This is a genomic window from Alicyclobacillus hesperidum subsp. aegles (genome assembly GCF_027923525.1).
Lineage (GTDB): Bacteria > Bacillota > Bacilli > Alicyclobacillales > Alicyclobacillaceae > Alicyclobacillus > Alicyclobacillus aegles.
The window spans coordinates 125384-151598 of the sequence record NZ_BSBJ01000005.1 but is presented as its reverse complement, the minus strand read 5'-3'; the positions used below and the strand labels follow the sequence as shown (position 1 = coordinate 151598).

The following is a 26215-nucleotide window of genomic DNA, read 5'->3' as shown; positions in this document are numbered from 1 at the left end:
TCACCCTCGCTTCCGCGATGAAAGAATTGGATATCTTTGCTCATCATCGCAAATCGGACAGCGCTGTTCAAGTTGAAATTTTGCGCGCAGCTCCAGTGGTACTTCGGCAGCCGCCTGCCGCCTCCCTTGTGCTAAACCAAGTCGCCGCCCCACGTGAAAGGCGGCGGCAAGCACAAACAGGAAAACGCCCAACATCACAAATGCGACCATAGGTCGGAAGCCTCCTCCCGCTCATCCGTCAGAATTCGCACGGTCGTCATCTCTGACAGGATGGTCAATAGCGCAAGCACAATGAAGGACAGGATGGTCCAGGTCACGTTGGCATACAAGGCGAGACAAAGCGCGCCCAACAGCGCAAGCAACATTTCGACCAGGCCGAAGCGGACGACGGTATTGAATTGGCCGCTTTCCGCGTCTTTATAGCGATCCATCACATCGTCCAACCAGTCGACGGCGCACATCATGGCCAATCCCCACAGCGCTGACCTCCAACCGAGTAGCGCCGTGGCGAGCGCGATGGCGCAACCAATTTCGGCCCAGGCCGGAAGGCGCGTCTGCAAACGCTCCGTCGGGCGCGCAAACATGCCTGCGGCATAGCTGCCAAAAAAGCATGCCAGGGCAGCGTGCAGATCAAAGGCCATGCCCACGCCAAACAGCACCATGCAATAGGGCAGGGTCGCTCTGCCAAAGCGAGCCGCGAGCGTCCGCTTCCCTTGGCATATGTCGTATTCGACATCTAGGGCGTCGTCCATCCACTTGACCGCCGCGCCTGCGAACAACAACGCCGCCCCTGCGCGCAAAAGGTCAAGCCAATCGCCAAACATATCGCTTCACCTCATGAAAGCCGGATCCTTCTCGCGCCGAGACAGGAAGCACGCGAATGGGGCCGCAATGCTCCATCAGCCACCGATACCCGTCTTTCGCAAGCGGCAAATCCATCTTGTTGGCGAGGATGAGATATTGGGCTTTCGTCCGGCCGATGGCGACCATCTGCTCATCTAGTGTGTGAAACGGCGCCGTTTGCGACAACGTCAACGCTCGCCCGACGGCTGCGGCGTCCACCACGTGCAATACTCCTTTGGCGGCCACCAGCGCGCGAAGCGTTTGACCCATGGCCCGTCGTACCGTTTCATCGGCATGTAAACCTTCGGTCAGCCCGGCGCTGTCAGCAATGCGCACCACGTGCTCGCCTTTGCCTTTCGGCACGGACAATAACAGCGTCTGTAAGGCCCGGGTACGATGTTCCTCCTCTGACGACAACAGTGCGTTGGCCTCCGACATCGGCATTCTCCTACGTTCACGGACACCGTCCGTGCGCTCGACGACCCAGGCCAATTCACGCAGGCCGAGATGGCGGGCAAGGCGCAAACAAATCGACGTTTTGCCTGCGTTGACACGGCCGACCACCAGCATATCACCGCTCATCGCACGCCCACCTCCGCAAAGTCCGCCGCCTGGAGCACCATCAAATCGTCGCGGCGCGGGTGTTTTTCCGCAAACAGGCGCACGGCTTGTCGACGCACTGCCTGTTCGACGAGGTTGCGCACCCATCGTGCATTGCTGAACGGTTCGGCACGGGTACTCGACAGGGCCTCGCGGATGTGCTGGTGAAGCCTGGCTTCTGCATCGGCCGTGAGTCGATATTGCCGCTTGCCCAAGGCCTGCTTCGCGATCGCAAGGAGAGCGTTGGCATCATAGTCCGGAAAGTGAATGTGAATAGGAAACCGACTGGGCAGCCCTGGGTTCGTCGACAAAAACCACTTCATCTCTCGCTCGTATCCCGCAAGAATCGTGATGAACTGGTTTTTGTAGTCCTCCATGCCCTTCACGATGGTTGAAAAACAATAGTCCGGGGGCAGTCCCAGGCGGTAATGATTTCGATCGCGTCGTCATGTAGAACGACCCATTCAACCAGCCTGTTCACCAACTTCCGGCGTTCGTGATCGGTGAGTTCCTGCGCGATGTACCGCTTTACGTTGGCCACGGACGATGCCACATCGCGAGCTTGTTGTCGCATATCTTGCAAGCGGGCCAAAGCATCTTCCAGGTCGTGAAGCCGCCGCGATAGGCGTTTGATATCCTGTTCGAGGGGCGGCAAAGCCGCGTCCAACTCCATGTCGGAGATTCGCCCACGCACGCGCAATTGAATCCAGCGACGACGCTCCTCGTGTTTCTCACGAAGCGATGCTTCGACCAGCGCCCGTTCCTTAAAACGCACTTCCCACTCGTCGGGATCGCCGCGATCGGCCAAAATCTCTTGCAGTACGTCGTCGGCGCCGTGAATCACGTGCACTAGATATCTCCACACGCACTGATCGATCACGTCCTGCCGCCAATTGCGGCCTCTGCATCGATGCATCTCCCGCCCTGTCCCGACCTCGTAGACTTTCCGGCTTTTCCCGCTGCATACATAATAGCGATGGATCACCTCGCCCGTCGTCTTACTGCGCGACGGCGCACCCGTGACAACTGCACCACCGCATCGGCCACAGCGCACTTTGCCTTTGAGTAACGAGGGTATTTGCGGTCTTGAACCACGATTTGCGTGCCTAAGACGGCTCATCTTCGCCTGCATCGCCGCATACGTGGCTTCGTCGATAAACGCCGGCACGCTGACCGCTAGCCACTCGCACATAGGCCGCTTGACAATCTCGATCCGCCCTTTGTGTTGCTTATACTCCGTCTTACCGTAATAAAATGTGCCCATGTAGACCGGATTTTTAAGGATCCGACTGACCGTGGCCTGATACCACACGTCGCCATTGGGAGCAGGTATGGAGAGAAGTGACAACTCCCGCGCGATCGCGGATAAACTCATGTCCACGCCATCTTTCCCGTTGAGTAGCCAATCCACCATCATCAAATAAACGGCCTTCTCGTCCGGATGTTCACGCAACGTGTCAGTTTCTTTATCGAAGGTGTAACCGTAAATCCGCCTGAGTCCAGGAATTTTCCCGTTCTTCACCTTTTGCCGCCGGCCGCGTCTGGAGTTCGCCAGAATTTTAGCTTTATTGTACTGTGCGATGGCACCTTGCAAGTTGAACAGCAACATCGATTCTGGATTGTTCGGGTCGACTTCGTCCGTCTCGACGAAGTGCAGGTCGTACCCCGCGCTCCAGACTCTATCGGCCACCACAAGTTGTAAATGGAGGGCGCGCGCAAAGCGGTCCGGGTGTAAACAAATAAAAGTGCGACCAATGCCCTTGTCGACGAGCCACAGAGCAAAGTTGAGCGCGGGACGATTGGGATCATCGCCTTTGTCCCCAGCTTCGATCACGGCTATCAGTTCATCCTCCGCCACGTGAAGTTGCTCCTTGGCCAAGGCGGCGCACATCTCGACCTGGGACTCGAGCGAATAGCCGTCGCGCGCCTGACCATGCGTCGACACACGAGCGTAGATGATTGCCTTGATGCGCGTTTGCAGACGCTCGATATCATCGCCCTGAAAGGGATTCGTGAAGGACTTGTCGATGCGCAGAGTGATCATGACTGATCGCCGACCGTTTCATCGGGCATTTTTTTGCAAGTGCTGATTCTGGCTTCGCCATACGCCACATCCGCCTTGTGCGCCACATCTGAAATGACACCTGACAGATCCCAGAGCACATCTGTCAACGATTTGCCGTGGCCACTCCCGTGTGCAATCACCTGCAGTCGATGAAGGTCTTTACGCATACGCTTCACGCTCCTCTGGTGGAGCGTATGAGCATCCGCTTTTCCAACTTTCCACGCACCGCGCGCAAAACCGTATACTTGACGTAGTTCCAATCTTGGAGGTGGCATGCTTGCAGACAGCTTTTACGCAATTAATAGGTGTACCCTTGCCCATCGTCCAAGCCGGCATGGCTGGCGTCACCACGCCGGAGATGGTGGTCGCCGCTGCCAACAGCGGTGCGCTTGGCACAATTGGTGGGGGCTATTTGTCACCCGATGCCTTGCGACAGCAGATTCGACACGTAAAATCGCGCACGAACAGGCCGTTTGCCGTCAACCTATTCATTCCGAAAGAAATTGCTTCAGATGCCGCCGATCTCAAACAGATACGTGAAATTCTCGCCCCAATCCGCACGCGGCTTGGCCTTGACGCGATGAGCAATACTGTGCCGCAACCGCCACGATTTGAAGACCAACTGCAAGTGGTGCTCGAAGAAGGCGTTCCTGTATTTAGCTTCACATTCGGAGTACCCGCTCCTGCAGTGATGGATGCTTGTAAACAGCAGGGGATTTTGACCCTTGGCACGGCCACCACGGTAGAAGAAGCGCTGGAACTTGAGCGCGTGGGCACAAGCGCGATTGTCGTACAAGGTGCGGAAGCCGGCGGCCACCGCGGCACATTTCTTCCCTATGCCAAAGAGCCTCTTATCGGAAGCTTTGCGTTGATCCCACAAGTGGTTGATGCGGTGTCGCTTCCCGTCATCGCTGCAGGTGGTGTCATGGACGGACGCGGTTTGGCGGCGGCACTCGCACTCGGCGCGGCTGCCGTACAAATGGGAACGGCGTTTCTCGCCTCGCCTGAGAGCGGCGCCCACCCACTGTACCAAGAGCGTGTGAAACAAGCCATCGAAACGGACACGGACGTCACAAGGGCCTACTCGGGTAAACTTGCGCGAGGCATTCGCACAAAATGGATGGAACAATTGGCCACCTACGATGCATCGATTCCCCCGTATCCGATACAGCATTACATGACACAGGAAATCCGCAAACGCGCCGCCGAGCTCGGCATGATCGATTACATGTCGATGTGGGCGGGACAGGGAGTGCGGCTCGCCACGGAGCATTTTGTGGCCGACATTATCTCGGACGTCATGCAAGAGGCGCAACGCGTCATTCATGGCCTTTCGAGCAGGTGGCCCACCCCATGAGAACGATCGCACCAGCGCGATCGCTCTGAGATGAAAAAATCCCCGCCGTCAACCGGCGGGGACGTGCATATTATGGTCTCACGACGAAGGTGCGACATGTGCGATAGACGGCGTAACCTCCTTACGCGGCCTGCGCGATCGGACGTTTGAGCGCGGTCACGAGCAACCCGGCCACCACGACGCCAATCAAGATGGCAAGGATGAACAGATACCAGTGGCCAATCAGCGGGAAGACAAACACGCCGCCGTGCGGGGCAGGATTGGTCACACGGAAGAGCATGGCCAAGGCACCAGTCACAGCGGACCCAACCATGATGGACGGGATCACGCGAAGTGGATCTTTCGTGGCAAATGGAATCGCGCCCTCGGTAATAAAACATGCGCCAAGAATAATGGCCGCTTTACCGGCGTCACGTTCTTCTTGCGTGTATTTGTGTTTAGCGATAAACGTCGAGAGAGCCATGGCCAACGGCGGTACCATGCCAGCGCCCATCACGGCAGCCATAATCATCTCCGATTCGACCGTATGGGTCCCAAGCAACCCTACGGCAAAGAAGTAAGCGACCTTATTGAACGGACCACCCATGTCAAACGCCATCATTAAACCAAGCAACAATCCCAGTCCAATCGATCCGCTCGCACCAATATGCGTCAATCCGTTGGAGATAGCGCTCATCAACGCCGCGATAGGGTGCCCCAGCACGTAAATCATGAGCAGACCCACGATACCAACCGACAACACCGGCGTAATGAGCACGGTTTTAATGCCCTCGAAAGTCCGTGGAACGCGAATCCATTTGCGTATCCCAACCGTTACATAACCAGCCAAAAAACCGGCGATGATGCCACCAAGATAGCCTGCACTGGCGTTTGGTCCGGCGTTGTACATCAAGCCCTGGGTGCCGATCCAACCGCCGACCAAACCAGATGCAAAAGCGGCGCGATCGCCGATCGATTGCGCGATGAATGCCGCGAGAATGGGAACGAATAGCTTAAAGGCCGAACCCCCGCCGATATTGTCAAACGCCACTGCGAGCGAGGCTTTACCGTTGATATCGATGGCGGTGGACAATGCGATATAGATGCCGCCGGCGATGACGAGCGGCAACATGCTGGATACCCCGTTCATCAAGTGGCGGTAAACAGCCGGAGTACCTTGATTTTTGGCGGCCTTTTGGGCAGCGATGTCGTCCATATACGCCTGTGTCGCATCGCCATAGACCGGCGCATCCAAAGCCTGAGCGAGTAGCGTTTCGGGCTCCTTAATGGCCGCCGAAACGGACGTTTGCAACATGCGCTTGCCGACAAACCTGTCTAGTTCCACCTTTTTGTCCGCCGCGATGATCACAGCATCCGCCGCAGCGATCTCAGCAGCCGTCAGCGTGTCTTCCGATCCGCTCGCACCTTGTGTTTCGACCCGCACCTCGACGTTGTTCTTCTTACCAGCCTGTAACAACGCTTCCTGCGCCATGAACGTGTGCGCAATCCCTGTCGGACAAGCAGTTATGGCCACGATTTTTGCCATGTTTAGCCCCTCCATGCCGCGACTTCGACATCGCGGAAAATGTGATCGATTTCATCGCGCGAAGGATTGCTCGTTCCTTCGCAGGTCACCTTTGCAGTTCCCACCGCGGCCGCAAAGCGAACGGCTTCGCGAAGCGACGAATATTGAGATAAACCGTATAAAAGTCCAGCTACAACGGCGTCGCCCGCACCCACGGATGATACGACCGGCACGCTCGGTACACGCGCGACCCACTGTTCCTTGGCAGTCGCAGCAATCAAGCCATCCCCACCCATCGACACGACAACAAGTTCAATCCCGGTGCGCACCAATTGCATCGCACCGTCCATTGCGTCCTCTGGCTCAATCACCTCATGACCTGTCAATTCCGCTAGTTCGACAAGATTGGGCTTGACCAAAAATGGCTTCGCCGTCACGCCCAAGCGCAAGGCCTCACCACTGGCGTCGAGGACACAGCGCACCCCATGGTCGGCAGCCAGACGAATTGCGTCGCGATAAAAAGCCGGATCGACGGTATCGGGTACGTTGCCACACAGCGCCAGCCATTTCGCGTGCGGCAAGTGACGTTGCAGGGTGTGACGAAACGACTGCCACTCGCTATCTGCAATGGCGGGGGCTGGACTGTTAAACTCAGTTAAGCGACCGTCCGTTTCAATCACTTTCACATTCATGCGCGTTTGTTCACGTATGTGCGTAAATTCGGTTACCATATCGGCAAGCTGTGCTTCGAGCCAGTCCCCTCGTGCGCCACCGACGAATCCGAGGCTTATGCTCGCCTGACCTAGGGCATGCAACGTGCGGGACACGTTAATCCCTTTGCCTCCGACCTGCTGGATCGGCGCTGGCACACGATGAAGCGTTCCCGCCGCAAGTTCATCGACATGAATGAAAACGTCGATCGCTGGATTGATGGTTACGGTCAAAACAGGAACATCAGATGCAACCCGGGTGCATGTTCTGTCACTCATAGCTGTCTCCCTTATCACTCGGCGTCCTGCGCATCATAGGCGTAGATGACGTCGTTTCTTTGTAGAACACCAGCCAACTCCGGATCTTGAAGAGGCGCATCGCTGTATAGAACATCGACGTCCTTCCATTCGCAAACTCGGACAAAGCTGACCTGACCAAATTTGCTACTATCCGCCACAACGCACACGGTCTGTGCACATGCCACCATCGCGCGCTTGGTCGCTGCCTCGAGCGTGTTGGGTGTTGTAATGCCAGTCGGATCCACGCCGTTGGCACCGATGAAGGCAATATCGACGTGCACACCAGACAGCATTTGTTCAGTGAACGGGCCGACCAGCGCGCCAGTCGTGTTGCGAAATTCGCCACCAAGAACGACGAGATGAACGCCAGGCCGCATGGAGAGCTCCGCGGCAATATCGATGCTGTTGGTGATAACGGTTACACCGTCGATAGACAACTGTTTTGCAATTTGGTAGGTCGTCGTGCCGCCATCGAGCAGAACTGTCTGCCCAGGTGCGATCCGCTTTATCGCACAGCGCGCGATGCGTACCTTCTCCTGCGCATGCCGCACATGTTTCTCCTGCCAAGTCGGTTCAAAGGAAGCGACTTCGACAGCGATAGCGCCGCCGTGCGTGCGGCGAAGGTGGCCATGTTCCTCAAGTTCCTGCAGATCTCGGCGAATGGTCGATTCTGACGTCGCCAACATCTGAGCCAGCATCGACACCGTGACGCTCTTATGGGTTTGCACATACGCGGCAATTTGAGCCTTTCGCTCATCGGCGAACAACGGATTCACCTCCATTTCAAGCACAAACCGTCATGACGCGTGAGTATATTTGCTCATATTCTATTGAATGCGCTCATTATATGGTGTAGAATTTGATTGTGTCAATGGTTTGTTGGAGATGGTGAAAACGCTTTATAGTCAAAAGTCGACACATTGCGCGGTTGAACCAAATAACTGCGCATTCGCGCACACTCGCGCACATGAATGATCAACTGAAATGAGGGTGACTTGCACGATGAAGGAACAAAGTGTTGTTGTCCAGTTGGAGTCGGGCTTACACGCACGTCCAGCCTCGGAGTTCGTCAGCGCCGCACAGCGCTTCTCTTCGCATATTTCTTTGCAGGTAGGGGACAAAAGCGTGGATGGTAAAAGCATTCTTGGGATTTTAAGCCTTGCCGTTGCCAAAGGTACACAAGTACTCGTCAAGGCAGATGGACAAGATGAAGAAGAAGCGGTACGAGCCTTAACCGCCATTTTGACCTCGACCCTCTGATCTTCGTTTTGAAATTTTTATACTGAACGGAAAAGGAATGAAACTGTATGTTAGATTCACAACATGTGCTTTATGACGTGACAGCGGACGGCCAGGAGGACGCCATTCGCAAAGTGGTAGCCGTGGCGGCTAGTACAGGGCGGATTGGAGATGCCAACGCCGTCGTCCAAGCCGTCTTGGATCGCGAGCAAGAAGGGACAACCGGCTTTGGCAAAGGCATCGCCATTCCCCATGGAAAATCGAACGCTGTAAAAGAGCCAACACTACTGTTTGCACGATTGGCGAATCCCGTTGACTGGAACAGCCTCGACGGCGCTCCGGTGGATACGTTGTTTGTCATTCTCGTACCGGCAGATGCGGCGGGTGAACACCTAAAAATCTTGTCCAAGCTAGCCCGCAAGTTGATGCATGAAGACTTTGTCCAACAAATCAAGACCATCGCGAGTGCGGATGCGTTAGTCCAGTACGTGAACGCCGAACTTCAATAAAACACGGTGTGTAGCAAGCCGCGAGGAGCAAACGTGCACCCGCGGCTTGCACGCAAGATCTGCGCCGTGGTGAAACACGCGACATTTCAACCATCGTCTTAACCAAACAGTCGATGGCCTCACGGCCAAAATCTTTCTCTCCCCCCCGTGCTAACGAATACGCCTCGTCGATAAACAAAACGCCCCCGAGCGCCTTCTTGATCAACTCACGCGTCTTTTGCGCCGTATGGCCGATGTATTCACCGACCAAATCTGCACGCTCCACCTCCACCAGATGGCCTTCGGCCAACAGCCCACACTCGTGGAACAAGCGTGCCAAGATGCGAGCAACGGTCGTCTTCCCAGTTCCGGGGTTGCCGAAGAACACCATATGAAGTACCACAGGTTCAGCTTTTAGATGCTGCCGCGTGCGCAACTGTTGAATATAGACAAAAGCAAAGATTTCGCGGACGACGCGTTTTACTTCATCAAGACCAATCAATTCGTCCAACTCCGCGAGCAGCGACTGTAGCCTTTCTTTTTCGATGGCCGGTTCACGGCCGCCTTGCGGCGGCACTGGTTCACCAGTGAGCTGTTGTAGTGCTTCTGATAACGCGATTTGTCCGCGCTCATACTGTTCGATCACGCCATGTGCAGACTTCCAATTGGGAGGCTGTGGCCGATTGCCATTTGTCAATCTCATGTAAGGACCACCCCGCATTCCGTCGTTGTGATGATTGTGGTCACCGCTTCGACAACCTATGCGCGAAGTGAAAGATGGGTGATCGCCCATATAAAAAAGGCCCTGGAAGCCCATGCACGCCTTCCCGAGCCTTTTTACCTTATCGCGAATAAATGGAGTTATTTCACGCCTGGCGCCGTTTCTGCGTAGTTGGTCGTGTCGACCGGCCACCATGTAATGGCCACGCTTGGGTGGACGCCATCACTGTGGTTGTCCTGTACGAACTGCGCAGGTATTGGCGTGTTGCCAATCTCAAGCACCGTTTCGGCTGGATTGGACGTATAGAATGTCAGACCACGAATCTCATCGATAGTGGGAACATATTTCCCAAAGACCGGATCGAGAATGGCTCGAATATGAATGTAGGCCTTTCCCTGCCCGTACGTGACATCGTACCAGACGTACTGCTGCGCCACATTATAGGTCAACAAGCGGCTGGTACGCGTGACCAGAATTTTCCCTTCGTGGTATTGTGCCGCCAACAGGCGCAGCGCTTCGACCGCACTTTTCGGGAGAACGCCAGGATAATTCGTTCCCGACAAATGTTGAGCTACAATGGAGTACTCGTGCTCCCGCTCAATTTGCGCAAAATGCGCGGGCGTCAACTGCTCGTCAAGATTGAATGGCGTCCAGTCCCACTCCGGGTCTCCCTTTTTGGTATACCCGACGTTTGTGTACCGCCAAAATCCCCATACCCGTTGTCCATCTGGCAACATCAACGGATAAATCATCGACTTCATGCCAAACTCATCGCTCGATGAGTCCGGCCACACAAATCGAATGCCATAGGGAATGGTCAAGTCTGTATGGTAATACTTGGACCACGGATTGGCGCCTTGTTGATACGAATAAAACGTAGACTTACCGTAGTTCCCGAAATTATCTACGTTAGACTTGTTGCCGTGATCGGTCCACACGGTAATGACATCGCCGTTTGCCTTTAACGCCTCTATGGCCTGTTCAGCCAACTGCCGCGTGAACAAGGTCTGGTTCGGATTGACCCTGCTGAAATCGCCATAGGTGTGCATGGTATCAATCCAGCCGACATGAATGTAGTGATTGATAATACTCGCCGCATAGGGTTTGTCCGATACGCCTTTGAAATATGACAATTCGTCAGCCATCGGCTCGTGGTTGATATCGACGTAACCTGGCTCATTGTTGCCGTTGTACATAAAAAATGAATCGGCAAAGTCGAGACCGAGTCCCCGGCCAAGCGGCGTCATCTGCGTCGTGTTGATAAATTCGTGCACCAAATTGAACTTGCGCAGCGTTTCGCTATCCGCATCCGACGAGATGGCCAGCATGGCCTGGTACGGATACGGGAATTTGCGCATGCCGTACACTTGCGGCGGTTTGTGCGTGTTATATAACATAGTCTGCTCATCGGCCGAAGAAGGCGCTGTCGAGCCACCTTGTTGTGTCGCAGCGGTCGCATGGGTTTCGTCGCCAGTGGTTTCGGTACTGTTCGCCACATCTGACACCGTGCTGACTTTCGGATGAATATCGGCCTCCCCTGCCCTGTCTGCCGCCATATCCGTAGCACAGCCTGTTGCGGCAAGTAACAAGCCGAGACTCATGCTCGCTACAACCCACTTTGTTCGTTGCATAAAGACTCACCCCCAGTAAATCTCCCGAAATCAAAGCCACCCCTGTGGGCGGCGTCTGTCTGGTTATCTACCGGGTAAACTAAAGCACCTGCTTCAAATTCACTTCAAGAACCTGGCTATTGCTTAGATTGTCCATCCATATGGGCTTGTGGCAGGTGAAAATATGTTCTTGTGGTCTTTGTCCGCGCCTTCGGACATACCCTATCTATGCAATCTAGAGCGATTGAAGGGATAGCTATGCCAAAACAGTCGTTTCTCCAAGGCGCTGTCGTGATGGCCGCAGCAGGCGTCGCGACCAAGGCAATGGCGATGACCATTCAGATTGTCATCGCCAGACAGTTGGGGGCTCAAGGGTTTGGACTGTTTCAAACCATCAACCCGCTGTTCTTCTTTCTTCTCACGATCTCGACGTTCGCTCTGCCACCTGCTCTCTCGAAAGTCATTGCCGAGAACCTGGCGCTCGGGCGTTACGGGAAAGCCCGTAGAGCGTGGCGAATAGCCAACGTTACGGTGCTCATCCTGTCGACGAGCGTTTGCATTGCCGCGCTGGCGATCGCGCCCGATATCGGACGCCATTGGTTGGATCCCCGCGCAATCCCTGCATTCATTGGGGCGATGTTTCGGATCCCGGTCGTTTGTTTATCCTCGGTGATGGCTGGGTATTACATGGGGATTCAAAACCAGACGCCGCCAGCTGCGGCGTGGGTCGTCGAAACGGCGGTTCGAACAGCGGCGACCATCCCACTTGTCATTTGGTTGAATCATTACGGAATTGCCTACGGGGCACTGGGGATTATGATGGGGGCAGGCCTCGGCGAAACAGCCGGCTACCTGTTCATGCTCTGGAAATACATACGCCGCGATCGATATGCACTCACACCCCGGGATGGGCGGTTGCCGTCGTCAACCGTGGGCAAAGCAGATGGCGTCGTTCGCGATCTCGCTGCCGTTGCAGCCCCGACGACGATGACCAACGTCATTGGCATTGTGGCATTTGCCGCGGAGCCGGCTGTTATGTACGCCGCCTTTGCTGCGTCTGGAATTGCCAAGACAAGTGCAACGACGTTGTACGGTGCGTTCGCGATGGCAATGGAGCTTTTGTTCTTGCCAACCGTGCTCTCCTCGGCCATTTCGTCCGTCGTCATACCCGCGGTCTCCGAAGCCGCCGCGTTGCGGGACGAACGGCTGGTGACGCGTCGTTTGAATCAAGCTGTGCAAGCCACCGCATTCATTGCATTTCCAGCGATGATGTTCTTCATGCTCGCCGGGCACGACGCTGCGCTCACCATTTATCGCGATCACCTCGCTGGTGACCTTCTTGCCTATCTGGCGCCGACATGCGCGTTTTTGTACGTGCTCGACCCTCTTTCAGCCGTTCTGCAAGGACTAAACAAAGCCGCCGTCTCGACTTTTATCTCCGTCGTGACAAGTTCGATCCGGATCGCAGGCATCTATTATTTCGTCGCGATCGCGCACGACGGCATTTACGGTGTGGCAACCGCCGTGGCGATTAGCGGGATCGTCAGCTGCATGCTGAGCATCTTGTGTGTCCGCCGCTATGTGACCTTGTGGATCAACTTCACGAATATCGGAAAAATGCTGATTGCTGCTGCGGCCGCGTCAATTCCCATCCACGAAATCCAGCATGCATTCCGCTTTGCCACGCCCTGGTTGCAAGTCGCTTGCTCCGGGATCGTCGGTATCCTCGTATACTTTATCGTCGCGGTATACTTGCGGATCGCACGCCCGGAGCAGCTCGTCAAAATTCCGTTTATCGGGCCTCTGTTGGCATATGCCATGGGGCGCATGCCCTTTCTTACCTGAGGACCAGCGGGACTTATTCGCCGTACCCGTTTGGGTTTTGGCTTTGCCAATGCCAAGTGTCCTCACACATATCGGCCAGTGATTTCGTGGCTTGCCAACCGAGGATCCGCTGTGCCTTTGTCGGATCGGCAAAGCTGCGCGCCGCATCTCCTGGCCGCCGCGGTCCGATATGGTAAGGAATGCGCACCCCGGACGCCTGTTCAAACGCGTGGACGACTTCAAGAACGCTTGAACCTTTGCCCGTACCCAGGTTGAAAGCCTCCGCACCGGTATGGTTCATCACCCAAGCCAAGGCTTTCACGTGCCCATCCGCCAGGTCCATCACGTGAATGTAATCGCGAATTCCTGTCCCATCAGGTGTATCGTAATCGCCACCATGAACGGTCAATTCCGCACGTTTACCGACGGCAACCTGCGCGACATAGGGTACGAGGTTGTTCGGAATTCCTTGTGGGTCCTCCCCGATACGACCGCTGGCATGCGCACCCACAGGATTAAAATACCGAAGCAGTGCCGCACCAAATTGCTCGTCCGCAACAGCCAAATCGCGCAAAATTTGCTCGATCATCGCCTTCGTCTGCCCGTACGGATTGACAGGCGCAATTGGCATGTCTTCGCGCAACGGAACTTGTTCTTGCGCACCGTATACGGTCGCAGAGGAACTGAAAACAATCTTTTTGACCCCATGTTTTTGCATCGACTTGCACAGATTGATGGTACTCACAAGATTGTTTTCATAGTAGCGCAGAGGTTGTGCAACCGATTCGCCGACCGCCTTGAGACCTGCAAAATGAACGACCGCTTCAATGTTGCTCTCCGCAAAGACGGCATCCAAATCCTCCTGATTGAGCATGTCCACACTATGTATGGAAAACGTCTTGCCGGTGATCTCCTGCACACGCGATAGTGCTTCCGGCTTGCTGTTGGCAAAGTTGTCGATCGCGACAATGTCGTAGCCTGCATTTAACAGCGAGACGCATGTGTGCGATCCGATATACCCAGCTGCTCCCGTCACAAGAATCAAACACGCCACCTCCAAAAAGCTATCCATCATGACCACTATACCGAATTTTGTTTGGAACATCACCATCACGACGCCCCGCTTGGAAACATCACGGAAACGCCGCAAGGAAATTGATCCTCACATTCCCTCTTATTCTACCATTTATATATCCCATGAAAGTTATACGCATGCTATGATCGGAAAGGAAACGAGATCTCAGAATACCAAAATGAATCCATGAGATCCGTTACTGGAATGGGATTGTTGACTTTCCATCCCGTTCATCGAATAGCAAACCAAAGATAGAGGGAGGCACTTGGCATGAAGCTTAAAGCCGTATCTGCATCCATTGTCGCCGCATGTGCAGCTCTGTCGCTGGGCAGTTCCGTAGCTATGGCAAACACGTCGGCAGGCGTTGGAGGCAGCCCCACCAGCGGTGGACAAAGCGTGACACAACCCGCTGTGCAAGTTCTGCATAGTGCTTATATCATTCGACAGCCAAGGCTCTATTCTGGCCGCATTCAGTTGGAACCTGTAGGCACAGAATTAAAGCTTCTTGCTGGTGGGAATCGCTATTGGTATCATGTACAGGCTCCGGACGGAAAAACCGGGTATATCACGACAACCTCCTACTACACGAAGCAAGTGAATCAAGTTATTTTCTCCTTGCCACCTGGCGTGACGCTTGATCCCTCGATTACGCCGATTGCCCCCATCACGGCGTCCAACGCCGCGAAATTTGCCGCAATATTGCAAGTTGCACAAAGCAAATTGGGCACTCCCTATCGGCTTGATCACAACGAAGATCGCGGACAATATGGGTTTGACTGCTCCAACTTCGCAGAGTATGTGTACCATCACGCGCTGGGATACTCGTTTACGACGTCATCTATAAAGCAATATCAATCGGTCGGTACACCTGTTCCCATTTCCGACATGCAACCAGGTGACCTATTGTGCTTTAACGACGGCGGGCACGTCGGCATTTATGTCGGCAACGGCCAAATGATTCAATGTGGCGGAGGGCTTGCGAAAGTAGGCTATCTCAGCGTCGCTCCCGGATCGTATTGGTATAACCATCTATCGGCTGTCAAACGAATGTTTTAAATCTTCCAGTACTTAAAAACGGCGGGGCTTACACAGCTCCGCCGTTCTGTATTATTTCAAACGCCCGCGCTTGCGTTTGAGGATTTCGGGTACACCTGCAAGGTCCTGACTGGGCCACCTGACAACGAGGTCGCGCAGACCATTCTTCCAGCGGAACGGAATCAACGGCCATAAGTACGGCTTGCCAAACGACTTCGTGAACAGGAGCAAAGCCAGCCACGTAACCGTACCAATAATAAACCCACCCCAGTTGAGCACCGCCGTCCATAACATGATCCACAACCGTGACAATTGGTTGGCCGATGCCAGTTCAAACGAGGTCGTCGCATACTGCGCGATCATGACAAAGCCCATGTACACCAGAACTTCCGGTTGCAACAAGTGGATCGTGGTGGCAAATTGGCCGAACAATAATGCCGACACAATGCCGATGGCTGACGACATCGTCACAGGCGTATTGAGGACGGCAAACCGTAAGACGTCGAGCGCGAACTCCGCCAATAGCAATTCGGCCCATAACGGCATCGGATCGTTTCGAGTCGCCATAAAGAACAGCGCCCAATGCGGAAGGATTCCTGGGTGTTGGTTCGCCAACAAAAACACGCCAGGCAAAAAGATACTCATGAACACCGCAATTGCGATCACCCAACGTAAATAGGTACCGACGAGCGGGAAAGAGTGATATTCCTGAGGATGCTGAATGTGCTGGAAGAACGTCGTTGGCGCAATGATGACTTCCGCCGTCGTATCGACGACAATACAAACTTGTCCCTCAAGAAGTGCAGTCGCTGCGACATCTGGACGTTCCGTGTAACGGACAATGGGATATGGGTTCCACTTGACCTTGCCGATCAAGTCGACCAACTGTTGTTCCCCCATCATCATACCGCCTGTCTTAACTCCGCGAATGAGCTCGCGAATCGAAGCCACCGTGTCCTCATCCGCAACATCCTTGATATACATCAAACTGACGTCCGTCTGCCCGCGATCACCAATCTGGTACAGTTCGTTGCGCAGTCTTGGGTCGCGCAGACGGCGCCGGATGAGCGTCGTGTTCATCAACATCGTTTCCGTAAACCCGTCGTGGTTGCCCCGGACAACGCGCTCGATCATCGGCGGTGAAATGCTGCGCATCGGATAGACGCGGGTGTCGATATTCAACACCTTATCGTAACCATCGATAAACGTGACCAACGGCCCCGATAAAATGAATCGCACCGCGTCCGACATCTGGTCAATAACTTGAACCTGCACAAAGTCGATATGCGTGTTCAAGTAAAAAACAAGGTCCTCAATCGTGTAGTCCTCGCCCTCATGTTGCCGTTCAAATTCTTCGACACATTTATGAAAACTGTCGAGGATCAGGACGACGTTCATCGTGAGGAAAAAGCCGTTTGTCACATACGACATCATATTGAGTTTGCCGTAGCGGAACGGCTTGGCCATGATGTCCCATGTGGTGCCGATGCCAAGCAACTGATTAATGTAATTGACGTTGTCCTGCAGATTACGACTGACAGGTTGCGTCGGAGCCGGTTCGACATACTGCTGCATATCACATATTCCTCCAAATGACGTTCTCGGATCTTATCCATGCCATTTCGAAGGACATTTTATGTACGGGTATTAGGCGCCTGGCTTAGCGTCCAGCCGCCGCCACCCTAGCCTGAATCTGTTCTTGTTCCGGGACAATGATGAAAAACGCTAGAAGGACAAAGACCACACCCCAGGCCACCCATTCTTTTGTCGCATTCTCTTGTTCACGGCGCGTTGAGCGTGCCATGATGTCGAGGTTGGCCAACGTAAGGAGAATTAAGAATACGAACAATCCATGCCGCGCGGATTCTTCCGCGCGTCGCCAGGACTGCTGCGATTGCATCGGTTGTACCACGAGTCTCCCTCCAGACGACAGCGACATAGCCGATTATATGCACGGACCTATCCTTTGCGATATGCACAAACAGCTACATAAACAACCGCCTATGTGATAACATGCAAACATGTACAAGATACTTCCAGGAAGGAAGGGTTTTTCTCGCCCTGGACGACAGGAGATAAAATATGAAGGTTCATCGGATCGACCACGTGAGTCTCAATGTTCAGGATCTCCAAGCCGCTACATCCTTTTTTGTTGATTTAGGGCTTGTGGTACAAGCGGAATGGGAAATGGAAGGAGAATGGTTGGATCACGTTCTTGGCCTTACGGGTGTGAAAACTGCGTGTGTTGCATTGGGAACAGCAGATGGACAAACATGGATTGAACTTGTCAAATATAAAGCGCCATCTGATGAACCTGAGATCTCAAAGCCCAAGATCAATACACTGGGCATCCGACATCTTGCATTTGTGGTGGAAGATATCGATAACATCGTCGACAACCTGAAAAAGAAAGGCATAGAACTTTTTAGCGAGGTACAACAGTATCAAGAAAGTTATAAGCTATGCTTCGTTCGTGGACCGGAGGGCGTAATTTTGGAATTGGCGCAACGATTGACGTGAAAACAAGGGTTTCCCTCGGCAACAACCTTTCGTGACTGAACGAATTTGAAAAAGGCGATCAGACCTAAAAAGACCTCCCGTGACGCTCAATCTGTTCGTCTGCACCCACGGGAGGCTGATGACCATGCGCAGCTGGTCTAGATACTCTTATTCCCCGCTCCCTCCACGAAATTGGCTCGCGAAAGCAGCCACTGAGCTATTCTCCCCGAAATACAGGCTTTCGTTTGTCAATAAAGGCTTGGATCCCTTCCTGCACATCTTTCGTACCGAAACATTGCTTAATCAGACTAAACTCTTGTTTAAGAATCGTTGTCAAATCCGCATCAAGACTTGCAACAAGCAGTCTTTTCGAGAATGTCATCGCGATTGGCGGGCCAGACGCCAGTTCCCGTGCGACATGTAAAACCTGTTCGTGGAACTCATCATCGGAGAAAATCCCATTTACCAGTCCAATTCGTTCCGCTTCCTCGGGGTAGATATCCCGTCCTGTCAGAATGAGTTCACAAGCCTTTGCCTGTCCGACCAACCGCGGCAGAAAATACGTCATACCTGCGTCAGGGCTTAGACCACGGCGGATGTACCCCGTTGTGAGCCGTGCACTTGCCGACATAAAACGCATGTCACAGGCCAGAGACAACGCAAGTCCAGCACCAGCTGCAATCCCATTTACCGCGGCGATCACCGGTTTATCACAGTGCACAATCGCCAATGCCTGCCGACCCACCCAGCCCAGTTCGTCCAAATGATGGTGCCTCGATGTTGCGGATGATTGTCCCTGTGAAAAGTCTACCAGGTCAAGCCCAGCGCAAAAACCACGGCCGCTCCCCATAACGACGACGACACGGACTTCGTCATCAGCAGAGGCCTCCTCAAACGCCTGAATAATCTCGCAACTTAGTGGTTCATGGATGGCATTCAGACGTTCAGGTCTGTTCAATGTCAGTGTACGCACGCCTTCCTTCGTTTCGACCAAAAGATGCTCCATCTTCATCCCTCTCCACCGATGAGTGTCCCTAGAGGATTCTGCAATGTCACAATACTAGCTTACAATAAAAAAAACCCCTTCTTGAACAAGGGATTTCAACATTTCTGTATGATGGGCGTTGACGGGCTCGAACCGCCGACCCTCTGCTTGTAAGGCAGATGCTCTCCCAACTGAGCTAAACGCCCGCACTGGAGCTCCCAACCAGGCTTGAACTGGTGACCTCATCCTTACCATGGATGCGCTCTGCCAACTGAGCTATGGGAGCAACACATAAAAATGGCTCCCCGAGTAGGATTCGAACCTACGACCCTCCGGTTAACAGCCGGATGCTCTACCGCTGAGCTATCGAGGAACATTTGGTGGAGGTAGACGGATTCGAACCGACGACCCCCTGCTTGCAAGGCAGGTGCTCTCCCAGCTGAGCTATACCCCCAAATGGAATTGGCAGGGGCGGCAGGATTCGAACCCACGACATGCGGTTTTGGAGACCGCCGTTCTACCAACTGAACTACGCCCCTATAGACTTGGTGGAGGGAGAAGGATTCGAACCTTCGAAGCATTCCGCAACGGATTTACAGTCCGCCCCATTTGGCCACTTTGGTATCCCTCCAAAACTGGAGCCAGCGACAGGAATCGAACCCGCGACCTACTGATTACAAGTCAGTTGCTCTACCTACTGAGCTACGCTGGCACCGTGGCGACAGGTATTAAGTTAGCACAGAAAGGCCTCCTTTGTCAACCACCTCATCGACAAAGAATTCACTTTCACGGCTCATGGACCTCAGGCGTTCCCCGCATCCCCATCGGCAGCCGGTTCGGCTTGCGTCAAAGTCACTTGGCGCATGGGAATGAACGTGGAGATAGCATGCTTGTAGATCATCTGTTGCTTGCCGTCCGCCTCGACAACAATCGTAAAATTGTCAAACGCCCGGACGATACCGCGGATTTGAAAGCCGTTTACGAGATACACAATCACAGGAATGCGATCTTTGCGCACCTGGTTCAAAAATGTATCTTGAATATTCAATGGGGTTTTGGACATCGTTCGTTCACACTCCATTCTGCAGGTCTATTATGTATTCGGGGGAGATTGTGAATTCTCCTTCAAAAAGTCGTCAATCGTGGTCCATAATCGCGTCTCTTCACCTGATGCAAAGTCGCCAGATTCCGTCTTCTCGAACCAAACCACCCGCGGATCGCGGCGGAACCATGACAACTGCCGCTTAACAAAGCGCCTGGTATTGCGTTGGATGGTCGCAATCGTCTCAAGTTCGCCAACTTCGCCGGCCAGCATGGCAACCACTTCTTTGTAGCCAATAGCCTGTAGCGAGGTGGCACTCGGCGAAAGGCCTGATGCCAAAAGGCGCCGTACCTCGTTTGGAAGCCCGGCTTGCCACATGTGCAACACGCGCTGATCGACGCGTCGGTATAATGCGTCCCGCTCCATGGTGAGGCCGATGAGCAATGTGCGATAACGACCGCCACGGACAGACCAGTCATAGTTTGCAGACATGGGGGCATCAGCAGCATCTGCCACCTCGAGAGCACGAATGACGCGTTTGACGTCGTTTGGGTGTAACTGCTCGGCGCGCGCTGGATCACGTTGCTGCAGTACCTCATAAAGAGCCCTTGGGCCGTGTTCGACCAAGTATTGTTGCCAATATGCGCGGATTTCGTCCGTCTCTGGCGCGTCGACAAAATCGAGATCGTCTGTAAGAGCACGAATATAAAGGCCTGTTCCGCCACAGACGACAGGCAGGTGACCGCGCCCTGCAATGTCTAAGATAACCGCATCGGCCGCATGTTTCCAGCGCGCTGCTGTGTACTTGTCCGCCGGATCCACGATGTCAATGAGGTGGTGCACAACACCGTCCATCTCCGCCTTTGTCAGCTTGGCCGTGCCGATATCCATACCGCGGTACACCTGCATGGAGTCGGCCGAAACCACCTCCCCACCATACCGCTTAGCCACCGCAACCGCGAGATCACTCTTGCCAATTGCCGTTGGCCCTACAATACAAACGATGGAAATGAGCTTCATATGTACTTCCTCCACACGCCGTACGCGAACTGCCCACGAGGTCGATCCGGCGTCAGCCCAAACTGTTCAAATACCCCGGACTGCGGCCGTTCCTTGACCACCACCGCACGCCGAGCGACGCGACGCGCCTCGCTGATGACCTCATCGCGCAATGGCTGTGGCGAAGCCGCCTGGCGAAGCGGCGCGATCGACGGGGAATCCGCAGTCGGCTGTCGAAACATGGGATCGAAGTACACCACGTCGACACTGTCGTCAGGCTGCTCCCGCAGCCAAGTGAGATGGTCACACTCCAGCACCTCGATCCGCCGCAACAAATCGGCCGCCTCGGGGTACGCCTTGCATCCACAGTGCTGTACGGCCTGCATGAGTCTTGCCACCAGTGCCGATTGCTCGATGCCCACGACGTGGCCGTTCATTCCAACAGCATCGGCGAAGACGATGGCATCGCTGGCGAGTCCCAACGTGCCATCGACGATCACGTCGCCCGGCTGTACGCCTGCCACGCGTAACAGCCGGTCTGGTTCACCGCGGCGACGGCGTCGATCCAGCCGCTGAGCTGCCATACTCGGGTGAAAAAACAGCGCATGCGACGAGCCCCGCATGTGGATGCGCACCGGATCCGCAACCGCGACTACGGCCGAAAACCGTTCTAGCAGCTGGTCCAGGCTGCTATCCCCGCGCTTCACATAAGGAAGCCGAAATATCCGGGCAAGCTCTGTAGCTCTGGCGACCTGCCAAAGAACCGGGTCGCGAGGCGTGGTCACAACCGCCTGCGCTATCAACTCCGCATCCGAGACCGCCATCAGACAATCCTCCGAAATGCACGTTCCAATTCCCCGTTGGTCATTCGCACAAAAATGGGGCGCCCATGCGGGCAATGAAACGGATCTTGGCATTTGACCAAGGACCTGCAGAGCGCCTCCATTTCTGGCTGCGATAGCGTCCAGTTGGCCTTGATCGCCGCTTTACACGCGCGCGTCGCGACAGATAGGCGCATCTGTTCGATCACACCGTCTCCCTGCAGCGCCTTTAGGTCGTCAAATACCTCGACAGCCAAACGTTGCACATCGAGTCCCTGCCATATGTCTGGAACAGCCCGAACGACAACCTGCTGCGCGCCAAACGGCTCGTATGTCAATCCCATGTTGGCAAGTTCTTGTTGTACCTCCATAGCCCGCTCGAACGCGACCGGTGGTAAGGTCAATTCGAGAGGCGCCAACAAAGGCATCGCAAAGACTCCACGATCGCGCAATTTCTGCAAAAAATCTTCGTATAGCACGCGCTCGTGAGCCGCGTGCTGATCGATGATATACAGCGATTCCCCGTCGTCTGCGAGTATGTACATTCCTAGTGCCTGCCCAATGGGGCGTAAAGACCATTCTGTCGGCCGCTCGTCGCGAATCGTCTCATGCGGATTTGTTACATCCGCACCAGGTTCCTCATGCGCAAGTGGATCTCCGACTTGGTCCTTCGCTTGGCCTGGGAATCCAGATTTCGACGCAGACTCATTCGGACGATACACTTCCGTCAAGCCTTCGCGAACCGCCTTTTCACTCTGTACAGGCGTCTGGGACGACCTTGCCGGTGCCGCCTGCGCATCCCTTGCACCCCGCCAGTCTAACGCCAGTGGCTGAACAGATGTCACCTGCGGTTGCCGAGTGCGAACCGTCGCGGCAAGCAAGGTGCCGTCAAGTGCTGTAGCCACAGCCTGGCTGACCAACCGCGTCACGTCCGGCTCCTCACTAAAGCGGACCTCTGCCTTGTGCGGGTGAACGTTGACGTCGACCAGGCTCGGATCCATCTCGATGTATAGCGCATACATCGGATGTTTGCCCACCATGAGACGATTTTGATAGCCTTGAACGACTGCCTGATGAATGCCCGGGTGGCGGATGGGACGACCGTTGACAAAAAGATGCGCGTAACCTCGGGAGGAGCGGGCTTGCGTCGGGCGTCCAATCACCCCGTAAACGCGATAATCGTTTGACGCCGCATGCACATCGAGCATCTGCTTGGCCTCGCCGACGCCGTACAACGCGGCAAGCACCGCCCGCACATCCCCATTGCCAGGCGTCTGAAACAAAATATGATGCTCTGTTTGGCAGGAAAACGCAACATCGGCTCGCGACAAAGCCGCCTGCTGCACGACTTCCACGGATCTCGCCTGTTCCGTCTGCACGGTGCGCAAGTACTTCAACCTGGCCGGCGTGTTATAAAACAAATCGCGTACTTCAATGCGCGTACCCACAGGTGCACCGACCTTTTCCAGCGGTCCCATCTCACCCCCGTCGACGGCTACGCGCACAGCCGTTTCGGCTCCAACTGCGCGCGTCGTCAAGCGGACGCGTGCCACGGCCGCAATGGACGCCAGCGCCTCCCCGCGAAATCCAAGCGTGCGGATACGGACGAGATCGCGCGGCTCATAGACTTTGCTCGTCGCATGCCTGCGAAACGCCAAAGCAGCGTCCTGCTCGTCCATGCCTTGACCGTCGTCGATCACGACGATCTCCGCAATCCCGCCTTCCCGCAGATGCACCTGAATCGCTCGCGCCCCAGCATCGAGACTGTTTTCAATCAATTCCTTGACACACGAAGCAGGGCGCACCACGACCTCGCCAGCCGCAATTTGGTTGGCGAGCGCAGCGGACATCAGTTGGATGTGTCCCACGAAACGAGCTCCCTCGCTTTCTCAATCGCCCGGTAGAACTCATTCATCGCATCGAGCGGGGTCATACGCATCACATCTTGTCCTGCAAGCCACTCGACAAACGCGCGGTACGGACCTGCAAACAAGGCGAGATCGGAAATGTCGCCACCCGAAAGGCGATCCTCATGTTGGGCTGCAGGCGGATCTATTGCAGCCGTTGCAGCAGTTTCTCGCACGCTATGGGGGACATCGACTTGTGCATGCTCGCGCGCGAGCAACAACTCTTGTGCCCTGTCGATGACATGCTTTGGCAAACCGGCAAGACGAGCCACCTGAATGCCATAGCTGCGATCGGACGGACGCATCATCACCGTGTGCAAGAAACGGATGCCACTACCGGTCTCCTCGACCGCCAACGACTGATTACGAACACAGGCAAACGGCTCCGAAAATGCGGTTAACTCGTGGTAATGCGTAGCAAACATCGTCAGTGGGCGATCCGATCGCGTTGCCAAATCCTCGAGCACGGCCTCAGCGATTGAGAGGCCATCGTAAGTCGACGTACCGCGGCCGATTTCATCGAGGAGAACCAGACTTCGCCCTGTGGCAAGGCGCAAAATTTCAGCCAACTCCGTCATTTCCACCATAAATGTGCTTTGTCCACGACCGAGATCGTCCGACGCCCCGATGCGCGTGAACAGCTTGTCAACGATGCCGATGCGGGCTCGCGTCGCGGGTACAAAGCCACCCATTTGCGCGATCGCGCAAATGACGGCCGTTTGTCGCATATAGGTGCTCTTACCGCCCATATTCGGTCCCGTGAGCAAGATGATATGTTCATCAGGCGTAAGCAACGTGTCGTTTGGCACGAAATCCGCGCCGACATGAGCTTCGACGACAGGATGTCGCCCCGCTTCGATCTCGATGCCGACGTCGTCGACCATCTCAGGTCGCACGTAGCGGCGCTTATTTGCGACATGCGCGAAAGTCGCCAAAACGTCAATCTGCGCGATGGCCTCCGCCCACTGTTGAATCCCCGCGCTTGCAGCCAGAACGCGATCACAGAACGACCGAAACAGCCCTTCTTCATACGCAACCGCTCGCTCTTGCGCCGAGACGATTTCCGCTTCGCGCTCTTTCAGTGCCGGCAACACGAATCGCTCTGCGGCGGCCAGCGTCTGTCTGCGCTCGTACTCGGCTGGCACACTGGCCAAATTCGCCTTCGACACCTCGATGTAATAGCCGAACACTTTGTTATAGCCGACCTTCAACGATTTAATGCCCGTGCGTTCGCGCTCTGTCTGTTCAAGCTCGCGTAGCCAAGCACGACCGGACGACTGCAGAGAGCGCAATCTGTCGAGTTCAGCGTGAACACCGTCGCGAAACATGCCGCCATCCCGTATCGTCGCAGGTGGATCGTCAACCAGTTGGATAAACGCGTCCTCATAAAGGGGAGCCAAATCCGGTAAGGCGTCGACAATTCGCACCAGAAGGCTTGGCGCTGCCGTTGTCCGAACGATGTCCACGACTTGACGGGCGGCTCTCAGCGACTGCGCAAGCGCGAGCAAATCGCGCGCATTTGCACTGCCGAACGAAAAGCGCGCCAATAGCCGCGCCATATCGTGGATACCGCGCAACGCCTCGCGCACTTCCTCGCGCAGAATGAAGTCTTGATAGAAATAATCGACCGCGTCGTGACGGGCTTCGATGTCCGCCCGCTTACAAAGCGGGCGCTCTAACCACGCCTTTAACATGCGGCTGCCAGCCGCAGTAGCCGTCTCATCAAGCAAATCGAGCAGCGAGCCTTTGCGGGCGCGATCGCGCGCGGTGGCTGTCAACTCGAGATGAAGAATGGCCGCCTGCGTCAACAGCATGTGATCCGGTTCGAACAAAGGCCGTGGCGCCTGCAGGTGTGCAAGCTGTGTCTTCTGCGTCTCTTCAATGTAGGCTAATGCCATATCACAGGCGGCACGTGCCGGGGAGGTTGTGTCTATGCCCAAGACCTCCGGCTGCCCGACGAGGTATTGTTTTTCAAGGTACCCCTTGGCCCCTTCCTGGCGCCGCGTGAGCACGACCTGTTCTTCCGAAACATAACGTGCGAGCGGCTCAGGCATTTCTGCGTCCTGTGCCATAAGCAGTTCAATGGGCGCAAGGCGGCGCAACTGCTCGACGCACTCCCCGCAGCCACCTTCGCCAAAGAGCACCTCGCCGGTGCCCACATCGACAAAACAAAGCCCTACTTTGTCTCCCGCCGCAACAAAGGACGCGAGGAAGCGGTTTGCCTGTTCATTGGCCAACGCCGTTCCAGGCGTGACGATGCGAACAATCTCCCGCTGTACGAGGCCTTTGGCCGTCTTTGGATCCTCAACCTGCTCGCAGATGGCCACGCGAAAACCTTGGTCAATGAGGCGCTCCAAATATGACTCCAACGCGTGATACGGAACTCCGCACATCGGAATTCGCCCGGCTTCCCCCGCGTCGCGTCCCGTGAGCGTGATATCAAGCGCCCGGCTCGCGACAACGGCGTCTTCAAAAAACAGTTCATAAAAGTCGCCAAGTCGAAACATCAGCAACGTGTCCTCGAGCGTTGCCTTGATCTCCTGATATTGACGCATCATCGGCGTCAGGCTCATCTAGCTTCCCCCCGTGGA

25 protein-coding genes, 7 tRNA genes and 1 pseudogene are annotated in these 26215 nt (G+C 55.1%); 6 read left to right on the top strand and 27 right to left on the bottom strand.

Translation table 11 applies throughout. The features are described from left to right. From QMF38_RS03580 to QMF38_RS03555, 6 genes are read right to left on the bottom strand one after another with little or no spacing between them, the layout of a single operon-like run. Entirely contained in the window at positions 1 to 210 is a 210-nt protein-coding gene (locus QMF38_RS03580; protein ID WP_281758690.1) for a hypothetical protein, read from the bottom strand. Then, positions 195 to 824 carry a hypothetical protein gene (locus QMF38_RS03575; RefSeq protein WP_281758689.1) on the bottom strand — a complete coding sequence of 210 codons (630 nt, stop codon included), beginning with the start codon at positions 822 to 824 and terminating at the stop codon, positions 195 to 197. The genes QMF38_RS03580 and QMF38_RS03575 overlap by 16 nt, the downstream gene beginning before the upstream one ends. Further along, entirely contained in the window at positions 805 to 1425 is a 621-nt protein-coding gene (locus QMF38_RS03570; RefSeq protein WP_006447662.1) for a GTPase domain-containing protein, read from the bottom strand. The genes QMF38_RS03575 and QMF38_RS03570 overlap by 20 nt, the downstream gene beginning before the upstream one ends. Beyond that, on the bottom strand, positions 1422 to 1820 hold the full coding sequence (locus tag QMF38_RS03565; protein ID WP_281758688.1) for a hypothetical protein: 399 nt from the start codon (positions 1818 to 1820) through the stop codon (positions 1422 to 1424). The genes QMF38_RS03570 and QMF38_RS03565 overlap by 4 nt, the downstream gene beginning before the upstream one ends. A 5-nt stretch (positions 1821 to 1825) precedes the next feature. Continuing rightward, complete coding sequence (locus QMF38_RS03560) at positions 1826 to 3487, bottom strand: recombinase family protein (protein WP_281758687.1); 1662 nt, start codon at positions 3485 to 3487, stop codon at positions 1826 to 1828. Then, positions 3484 to 3675 carry a hypothetical protein gene (locus tag QMF38_RS03555; RefSeq protein WP_281758686.1) on the bottom strand — a complete coding sequence of 64 codons (192 nt, stop codon included), beginning with the start codon at positions 3673 to 3675 and terminating at the stop codon, positions 3484 to 3486. The genes QMF38_RS03560 and QMF38_RS03555 overlap by 4 nt, the downstream gene beginning before the upstream one ends. A gap of 110 nt (positions 3676 to 3785) precedes the next feature. Between QMF38_RS03555 and QMF38_RS03550 the strand changes: the two genes are divergently transcribed. After that, complete coding sequence (locus tag QMF38_RS03550) at positions 3786 to 4865, top strand: NAD(P)H-dependent flavin oxidoreductase (RefSeq protein ID WP_281758685.1); 1080 nt, start codon at positions 3786 to 3788, stop codon at positions 4863 to 4865. A 121-nt stretch (positions 4866 to 4986) separates the two neighbouring features. On the opposite strand, the gene QMF38_RS03545 is transcribed toward QMF38_RS03550, so the two are convergent. The 3 genes from QMF38_RS03545 to QMF38_RS03535 are packed head-to-tail and all read right to left on the bottom strand — an operon-like array spanning position 4987 to position 8155. Continuing rightward, complete coding sequence (locus QMF38_RS03545) at positions 4987 to 6390, bottom strand: PTS fructose transporter subunit IIC (RefSeq protein WP_281758684.1); 1404 nt, start codon at positions 6388 to 6390, stop codon at positions 4987 to 4989. Positions 6391 to 6392: 2 nt separating this feature from the next. Next, on the bottom strand, positions 6393 to 7358 hold the full coding sequence (pfkB, locus tag QMF38_RS03540; protein WP_281758683.1) for a 1-phosphofructokinase: 966 nt from the start codon (positions 7356 to 7358) through the stop codon (positions 6393 to 6395). Between the two features lie 14 nt (positions 7359 to 7372). Then, positions 7373 to 8155: a DeoR/GlpR family DNA-binding transcription regulator gene (locus QMF38_RS03535; RefSeq protein WP_281758817.1), complete on the bottom strand. Its 783-nt coding sequence runs from the start codon at positions 8153 to 8155 to the stop codon at positions 7373 to 7375. Positions 8156 to 8381: 226 nt separating this feature from the next. Here QMF38_RS03535 and QMF38_RS03530 point away from each other — a divergent pair, with 226 nt between their 5' ends. Beyond that, positions 8382 to 8639, top strand: a complete 258-nt coding sequence (locus QMF38_RS03530) for an HPr family phosphocarrier protein (protein ID WP_058094905.1) — start codon at positions 8382 to 8384, stop codon at positions 8637 to 8639. A 47-nt stretch (positions 8640 to 8686) separates the two neighbouring features. Next, entirely contained in the window at positions 8687 to 9127 is a 441-nt protein-coding gene (locus tag QMF38_RS03525; RefSeq protein ID WP_281758682.1) for a PTS sugar transporter subunit IIA, read from the top strand. Positions 9128 to 9209: 82 nt separating this feature from the next. Here the strand turns inward: QMF38_RS03525 and QMF38_RS03520 are convergent. Both QMF38_RS03520 and QMF38_RS03515 read right to left on the bottom strand, forming a co-directional pair. Continuing rightward, positions 9210 to 9809 (bottom strand): annotated as a pseudogene (locus QMF38_RS03520) (AAA family ATPase); the annotation flags it as partial. Between the two features lie 158 nt (positions 9810 to 9967). Further along, the gene (locus QMF38_RS03515) at positions 9968 to 11458 is read right to left on the bottom strand and encodes a hypothetical protein (RefSeq protein ID WP_281758681.1); all 1491 of its coding nucleotides are present in this window, start codon (positions 11456 to 11458) and stop codon (positions 9968 to 9970) included. Between the two features lie 237 nt (positions 11459 to 11695). On the opposite strand from QMF38_RS03515, the gene QMF38_RS03510 reads away from it, so the two are divergent. Further along, a complete protein-coding gene (locus tag QMF38_RS03510; RefSeq protein WP_281758680.1) occupies positions 11696 to 13282 on the top strand; it encodes a putative polysaccharide biosynthesis protein in 1587 nt (528 codons plus the stop codon). 13 nt (positions 13283 to 13295) lie between these two features. Here QMF38_RS03510 and galE read toward each other — a convergent pair whose 3' ends face one another. Next, on the bottom strand, positions 13296 to 14333 hold the full coding sequence (gene galE / locus QMF38_RS03505; protein WP_281758816.1) for a UDP-glucose 4-epimerase GalE: 1038 nt from the start codon (positions 14331 to 14333) through the stop codon (positions 13296 to 13298). 273 nt (positions 14334 to 14606) lie between these two features. Here galE and QMF38_RS03500 point away from each other — a divergent pair, with 273 nt between their 5' ends. Continuing rightward, complete coding sequence (locus tag QMF38_RS03500; protein WP_281758679.1) at positions 14607 to 15392, top strand: C40 family peptidase; 786 nt, start codon at positions 14607 to 14609, stop codon at positions 15390 to 15392. 51 nt (positions 15393 to 15443) lie between these two features. Here QMF38_RS03500 and QMF38_RS03495 read toward each other — a convergent pair whose 3' ends face one another. Both QMF38_RS03495 and QMF38_RS03490 read right to left on the bottom strand, forming a co-directional pair. Next, positions 15444 to 16946 (bottom strand): spore germination protein, encoded by a 1503-nt coding sequence (locus QMF38_RS03495; RefSeq protein ID WP_281758678.1) that lies wholly within the window; start codon positions 16944 to 16946, stop codon positions 15444 to 15446. Between the two features lie 85 nt (positions 16947 to 17031). Next, on the bottom strand, positions 17032 to 17283 hold the full coding sequence (locus QMF38_RS03490; protein WP_058094911.1) for a hypothetical protein: 252 nt from the start codon (positions 17281 to 17283) through the stop codon (positions 17032 to 17034). 170 nt (positions 17284 to 17453) lie between these two features. Here QMF38_RS03490 and QMF38_RS03485 point away from each other — a divergent pair, with 170 nt between their 5' ends. Continuing rightward, positions 17454 to 17891: a VOC family protein gene (locus tag QMF38_RS03485; RefSeq protein ID WP_281758677.1), complete on the top strand. Its 438-nt coding sequence runs from the start codon at positions 17454 to 17456 to the stop codon at positions 17889 to 17891. 196 nt (positions 17892 to 18087) lie between these two features. On the opposite strand, the gene QMF38_RS03480 is transcribed toward QMF38_RS03485, so the two are convergent. The 13 genes from QMF38_RS03480 to mutS all read right to left on the bottom strand — a co-directional run bounded on the left by QMF38_RS03480 (position 18088) and on the right by mutS (position 26197). Continuing rightward, a complete protein-coding gene (locus tag QMF38_RS03480; RefSeq protein WP_281758676.1) occupies positions 18088 to 18876 on the bottom strand; it encodes an enoyl-CoA hydratase/isomerase family protein in 789 nt (262 codons plus the stop codon). A gap of 112 nt (positions 18877 to 18988) precedes the next feature. Next, positions 18989 to 19061: transfer RNA gene (locus tag QMF38_RS03475), tRNA-Val, on the bottom strand. A gap of 4 nt (positions 19062 to 19065) precedes the next feature. Then, a tRNA-Thr gene (locus QMF38_RS03470) sits at positions 19066 to 19141 on the bottom strand. A gap of 12 nt (positions 19142 to 19153) precedes the next feature. After that, a tRNA-Asn gene (locus QMF38_RS03465) sits at positions 19154 to 19228 on the bottom strand. Between the two features lie 5 nt (positions 19229 to 19233). Further along, positions 19234 to 19309 (bottom strand) — tRNA-Ala (locus tag QMF38_RS03460). Between the two features lie 9 nt (positions 19310 to 19318). Continuing rightward, a tRNA-Trp gene (locus tag QMF38_RS03455) sits at positions 19319 to 19394 on the bottom strand. Between the two features lie 7 nt (positions 19395 to 19401). Then, positions 19402 to 19486 (bottom strand) — tRNA-Tyr (locus QMF38_RS03450). A 5-nt stretch (positions 19487 to 19491) separates the two neighbouring features. Continuing rightward, a tRNA-Thr gene (locus tag QMF38_RS03445) sits at positions 19492 to 19567 on the bottom strand. 90 nt (positions 19568 to 19657) lie between these two features. After that, positions 19658 to 19918: an RNA chaperone Hfq gene (gene hfq / locus QMF38_RS03440; protein ID WP_058094914.1), complete on the bottom strand. Its 261-nt coding sequence runs from the start codon at positions 19916 to 19918 to the stop codon at positions 19658 to 19660. A 30-nt stretch (positions 19919 to 19948) separates the two neighbouring features. Further along, positions 19949 to 20917 carry a tRNA (adenosine(37)-N6)-dimethylallyltransferase MiaA gene (miaA, locus tag QMF38_RS03435; RefSeq protein WP_281758675.1) on the bottom strand — a complete coding sequence of 323 codons (969 nt, stop codon included), beginning with the start codon at positions 20915 to 20917 and terminating at the stop codon, positions 19949 to 19951. Then, the gene (locus QMF38_RS03430; RefSeq protein WP_281758674.1) at positions 20914 to 21720 is read right to left on the bottom strand and encodes a class I SAM-dependent methyltransferase; all 807 of its coding nucleotides are present in this window, start codon (positions 21718 to 21720) and stop codon (positions 20914 to 20916) included. Before QMF38_RS03430 ends, miaA begins: the two co-directional genes overlap by 4 nt. Further along, positions 21720 to 23585, bottom strand: coding sequence for a DNA mismatch repair endonuclease MutL (gene mutL, locus QMF38_RS03425; protein ID WP_281758673.1), 1866 nt, complete (start codon positions 23583 to 23585; stop codon positions 21720 to 21722). Before mutL ends, QMF38_RS03430 begins: the two co-directional genes overlap by 1 nt. Beyond that, positions 23567 to 26197, bottom strand: a complete 2631-nt coding sequence (gene mutS / locus QMF38_RS03420; protein ID WP_058094917.1) for a DNA mismatch repair protein MutS — start codon at positions 26195 to 26197, stop codon at positions 23567 to 23569. Before mutS ends, mutL begins: the two co-directional genes overlap by 19 nt. Positions 26198 to 26215: the final 18 nt, after the last annotated feature.

What these genes read in the sequence shown, in the direction of transcription:
- QMF38_RS03480 (WP_281758676.1), bottom strand. Translation starts at nt 18,876, where the DNA reads ATGGAGCATCTTTTGGTCGAAACGAAGGAAGGCGTGCGTACACTGACA.
- QMF38_RS03485 (WP_281758677.1), top strand. Translation starts at nt 17,454, where the DNA reads ATGAAGGTTCATCGGATCGACCACGTGAGTCTCAATGTTCAGGATCTC.
- QMF38_RS03575 (WP_281758689.1), bottom strand. Translation starts at nt 824, where the DNA reads ATGTTTGGCGATTGGCTTGACCTTTTGCGCGCAGGGGCGGCGTTGTTG.
- QMF38_RS03555 (WP_281758686.1), bottom strand. Translation starts at nt 3,675, where the DNA reads ATGCGTAAAGACCTTCATCGACTGCAGGTGATTGCACACGGGAGTGGC.
- QMF38_RS03500 (WP_281758679.1), top strand. Translation starts at nt 14,607, where the DNA reads ATGAAGCTTAAAGCCGTATCTGCATCCATTGTCGCCGCATGTGCAGCT.
- QMF38_RS03515 (WP_281758681.1), bottom strand. Translation starts at nt 11,458, where the DNA reads ATGCAACGAACAAAGTGGGTTGTAGCGAGCATGAGTCTCGGCTTGTTA.
- QMF38_RS03560 (WP_281758687.1), bottom strand. Translation starts at nt 3,487, where the DNA reads ATGATCACTCTGCGCATCGACAAGTCCTTCACGAATCCCTTTCAGGGC.
- QMF38_RS03430 (WP_281758674.1), bottom strand. Translation starts at nt 21,720, where the DNA reads ATGGCGGTCTCGGATGCGGAGTTGATAGCGCAGGCGGTTGTGACCACG.
- QMF38_RS03580 (WP_281758690.1), bottom strand. Translation starts at nt 210, where the DNA reads ATGGTCGCATTTGTGATGTTGGGCGTTTTCCTGTTTGTGCTTGCCGCC.
- pfkB (WP_281758683.1), bottom strand. Translation starts at nt 7,358, where the DNA reads ATGAGTGACAGAACATGCACCCGGGTTGCATCTGATGTTCCTGTTTTG.
- QMF38_RS03570 (WP_006447662.1), bottom strand. Translation starts at nt 1,425, where the DNA reads ATGAGCGGTGATATGCTGGTGGTCGGCCGTGTCAACGCAGGCAAAACG.
- QMF38_RS03530 (WP_058094905.1), top strand. Translation starts at nt 8,382, where the DNA reads ATGAAGGAACAAAGTGTTGTTGTCCAGTTGGAGTCGGGCTTACACGCA.
- mutS (WP_058094917.1), bottom strand. Translation starts at nt 26,197, where the DNA reads ATGAGCCTGACGCCGATGATGCGTCAATATCAGGAGATCAAGGCAACG.
- miaA (WP_281758675.1), bottom strand. Translation starts at nt 20,917, where the DNA reads ATGAAGCTCATTTCCATCGTTTGTATTGTAGGGCCAACGGCAATTGGC.
- QMF38_RS03495 (WP_281758678.1), bottom strand. Translation starts at nt 16,946, where the DNA reads ATGCAGCAGTATGTCGAACCGGCTCCGACGCAACCTGTCAGTCGTAAT.
- galE (WP_281758816.1), bottom strand. Translation starts at nt 14,333, where the DNA reads ATGGATAGCTTTTTGGAGGTGGCGTGTTTGATTCTTGTGACGGGAGCA.
- QMF38_RS03545 (WP_281758684.1), bottom strand. Translation starts at nt 6,390, where the DNA reads ATGGCAAAAATCGTGGCCATAACTGCTTGTCCGACAGGGATTGCGCAC.
- hfq (WP_058094914.1), bottom strand. Translation starts at nt 19,918, where the DNA reads ATGTCCAAAACCCCATTGAATATTCAAGATACATTTTTGAACCAGGTG.
- QMF38_RS03525 (WP_281758682.1), top strand. Translation starts at nt 8,687, where the DNA reads ATGTTAGATTCACAACATGTGCTTTATGACGTGACAGCGGACGGCCAG.
- QMF38_RS03510 (WP_281758680.1), top strand. Translation starts at nt 11,696, where the DNA reads ATGCCAAAACAGTCGTTTCTCCAAGGCGCTGTCGTGATGGCCGCAGCA.
- QMF38_RS03565 (WP_281758688.1), bottom strand. Translation starts at nt 1,820, where the DNA reads ATGGAGGACTACAAAAACCAGTTCATCACGATTCTTGCGGGATACGAG.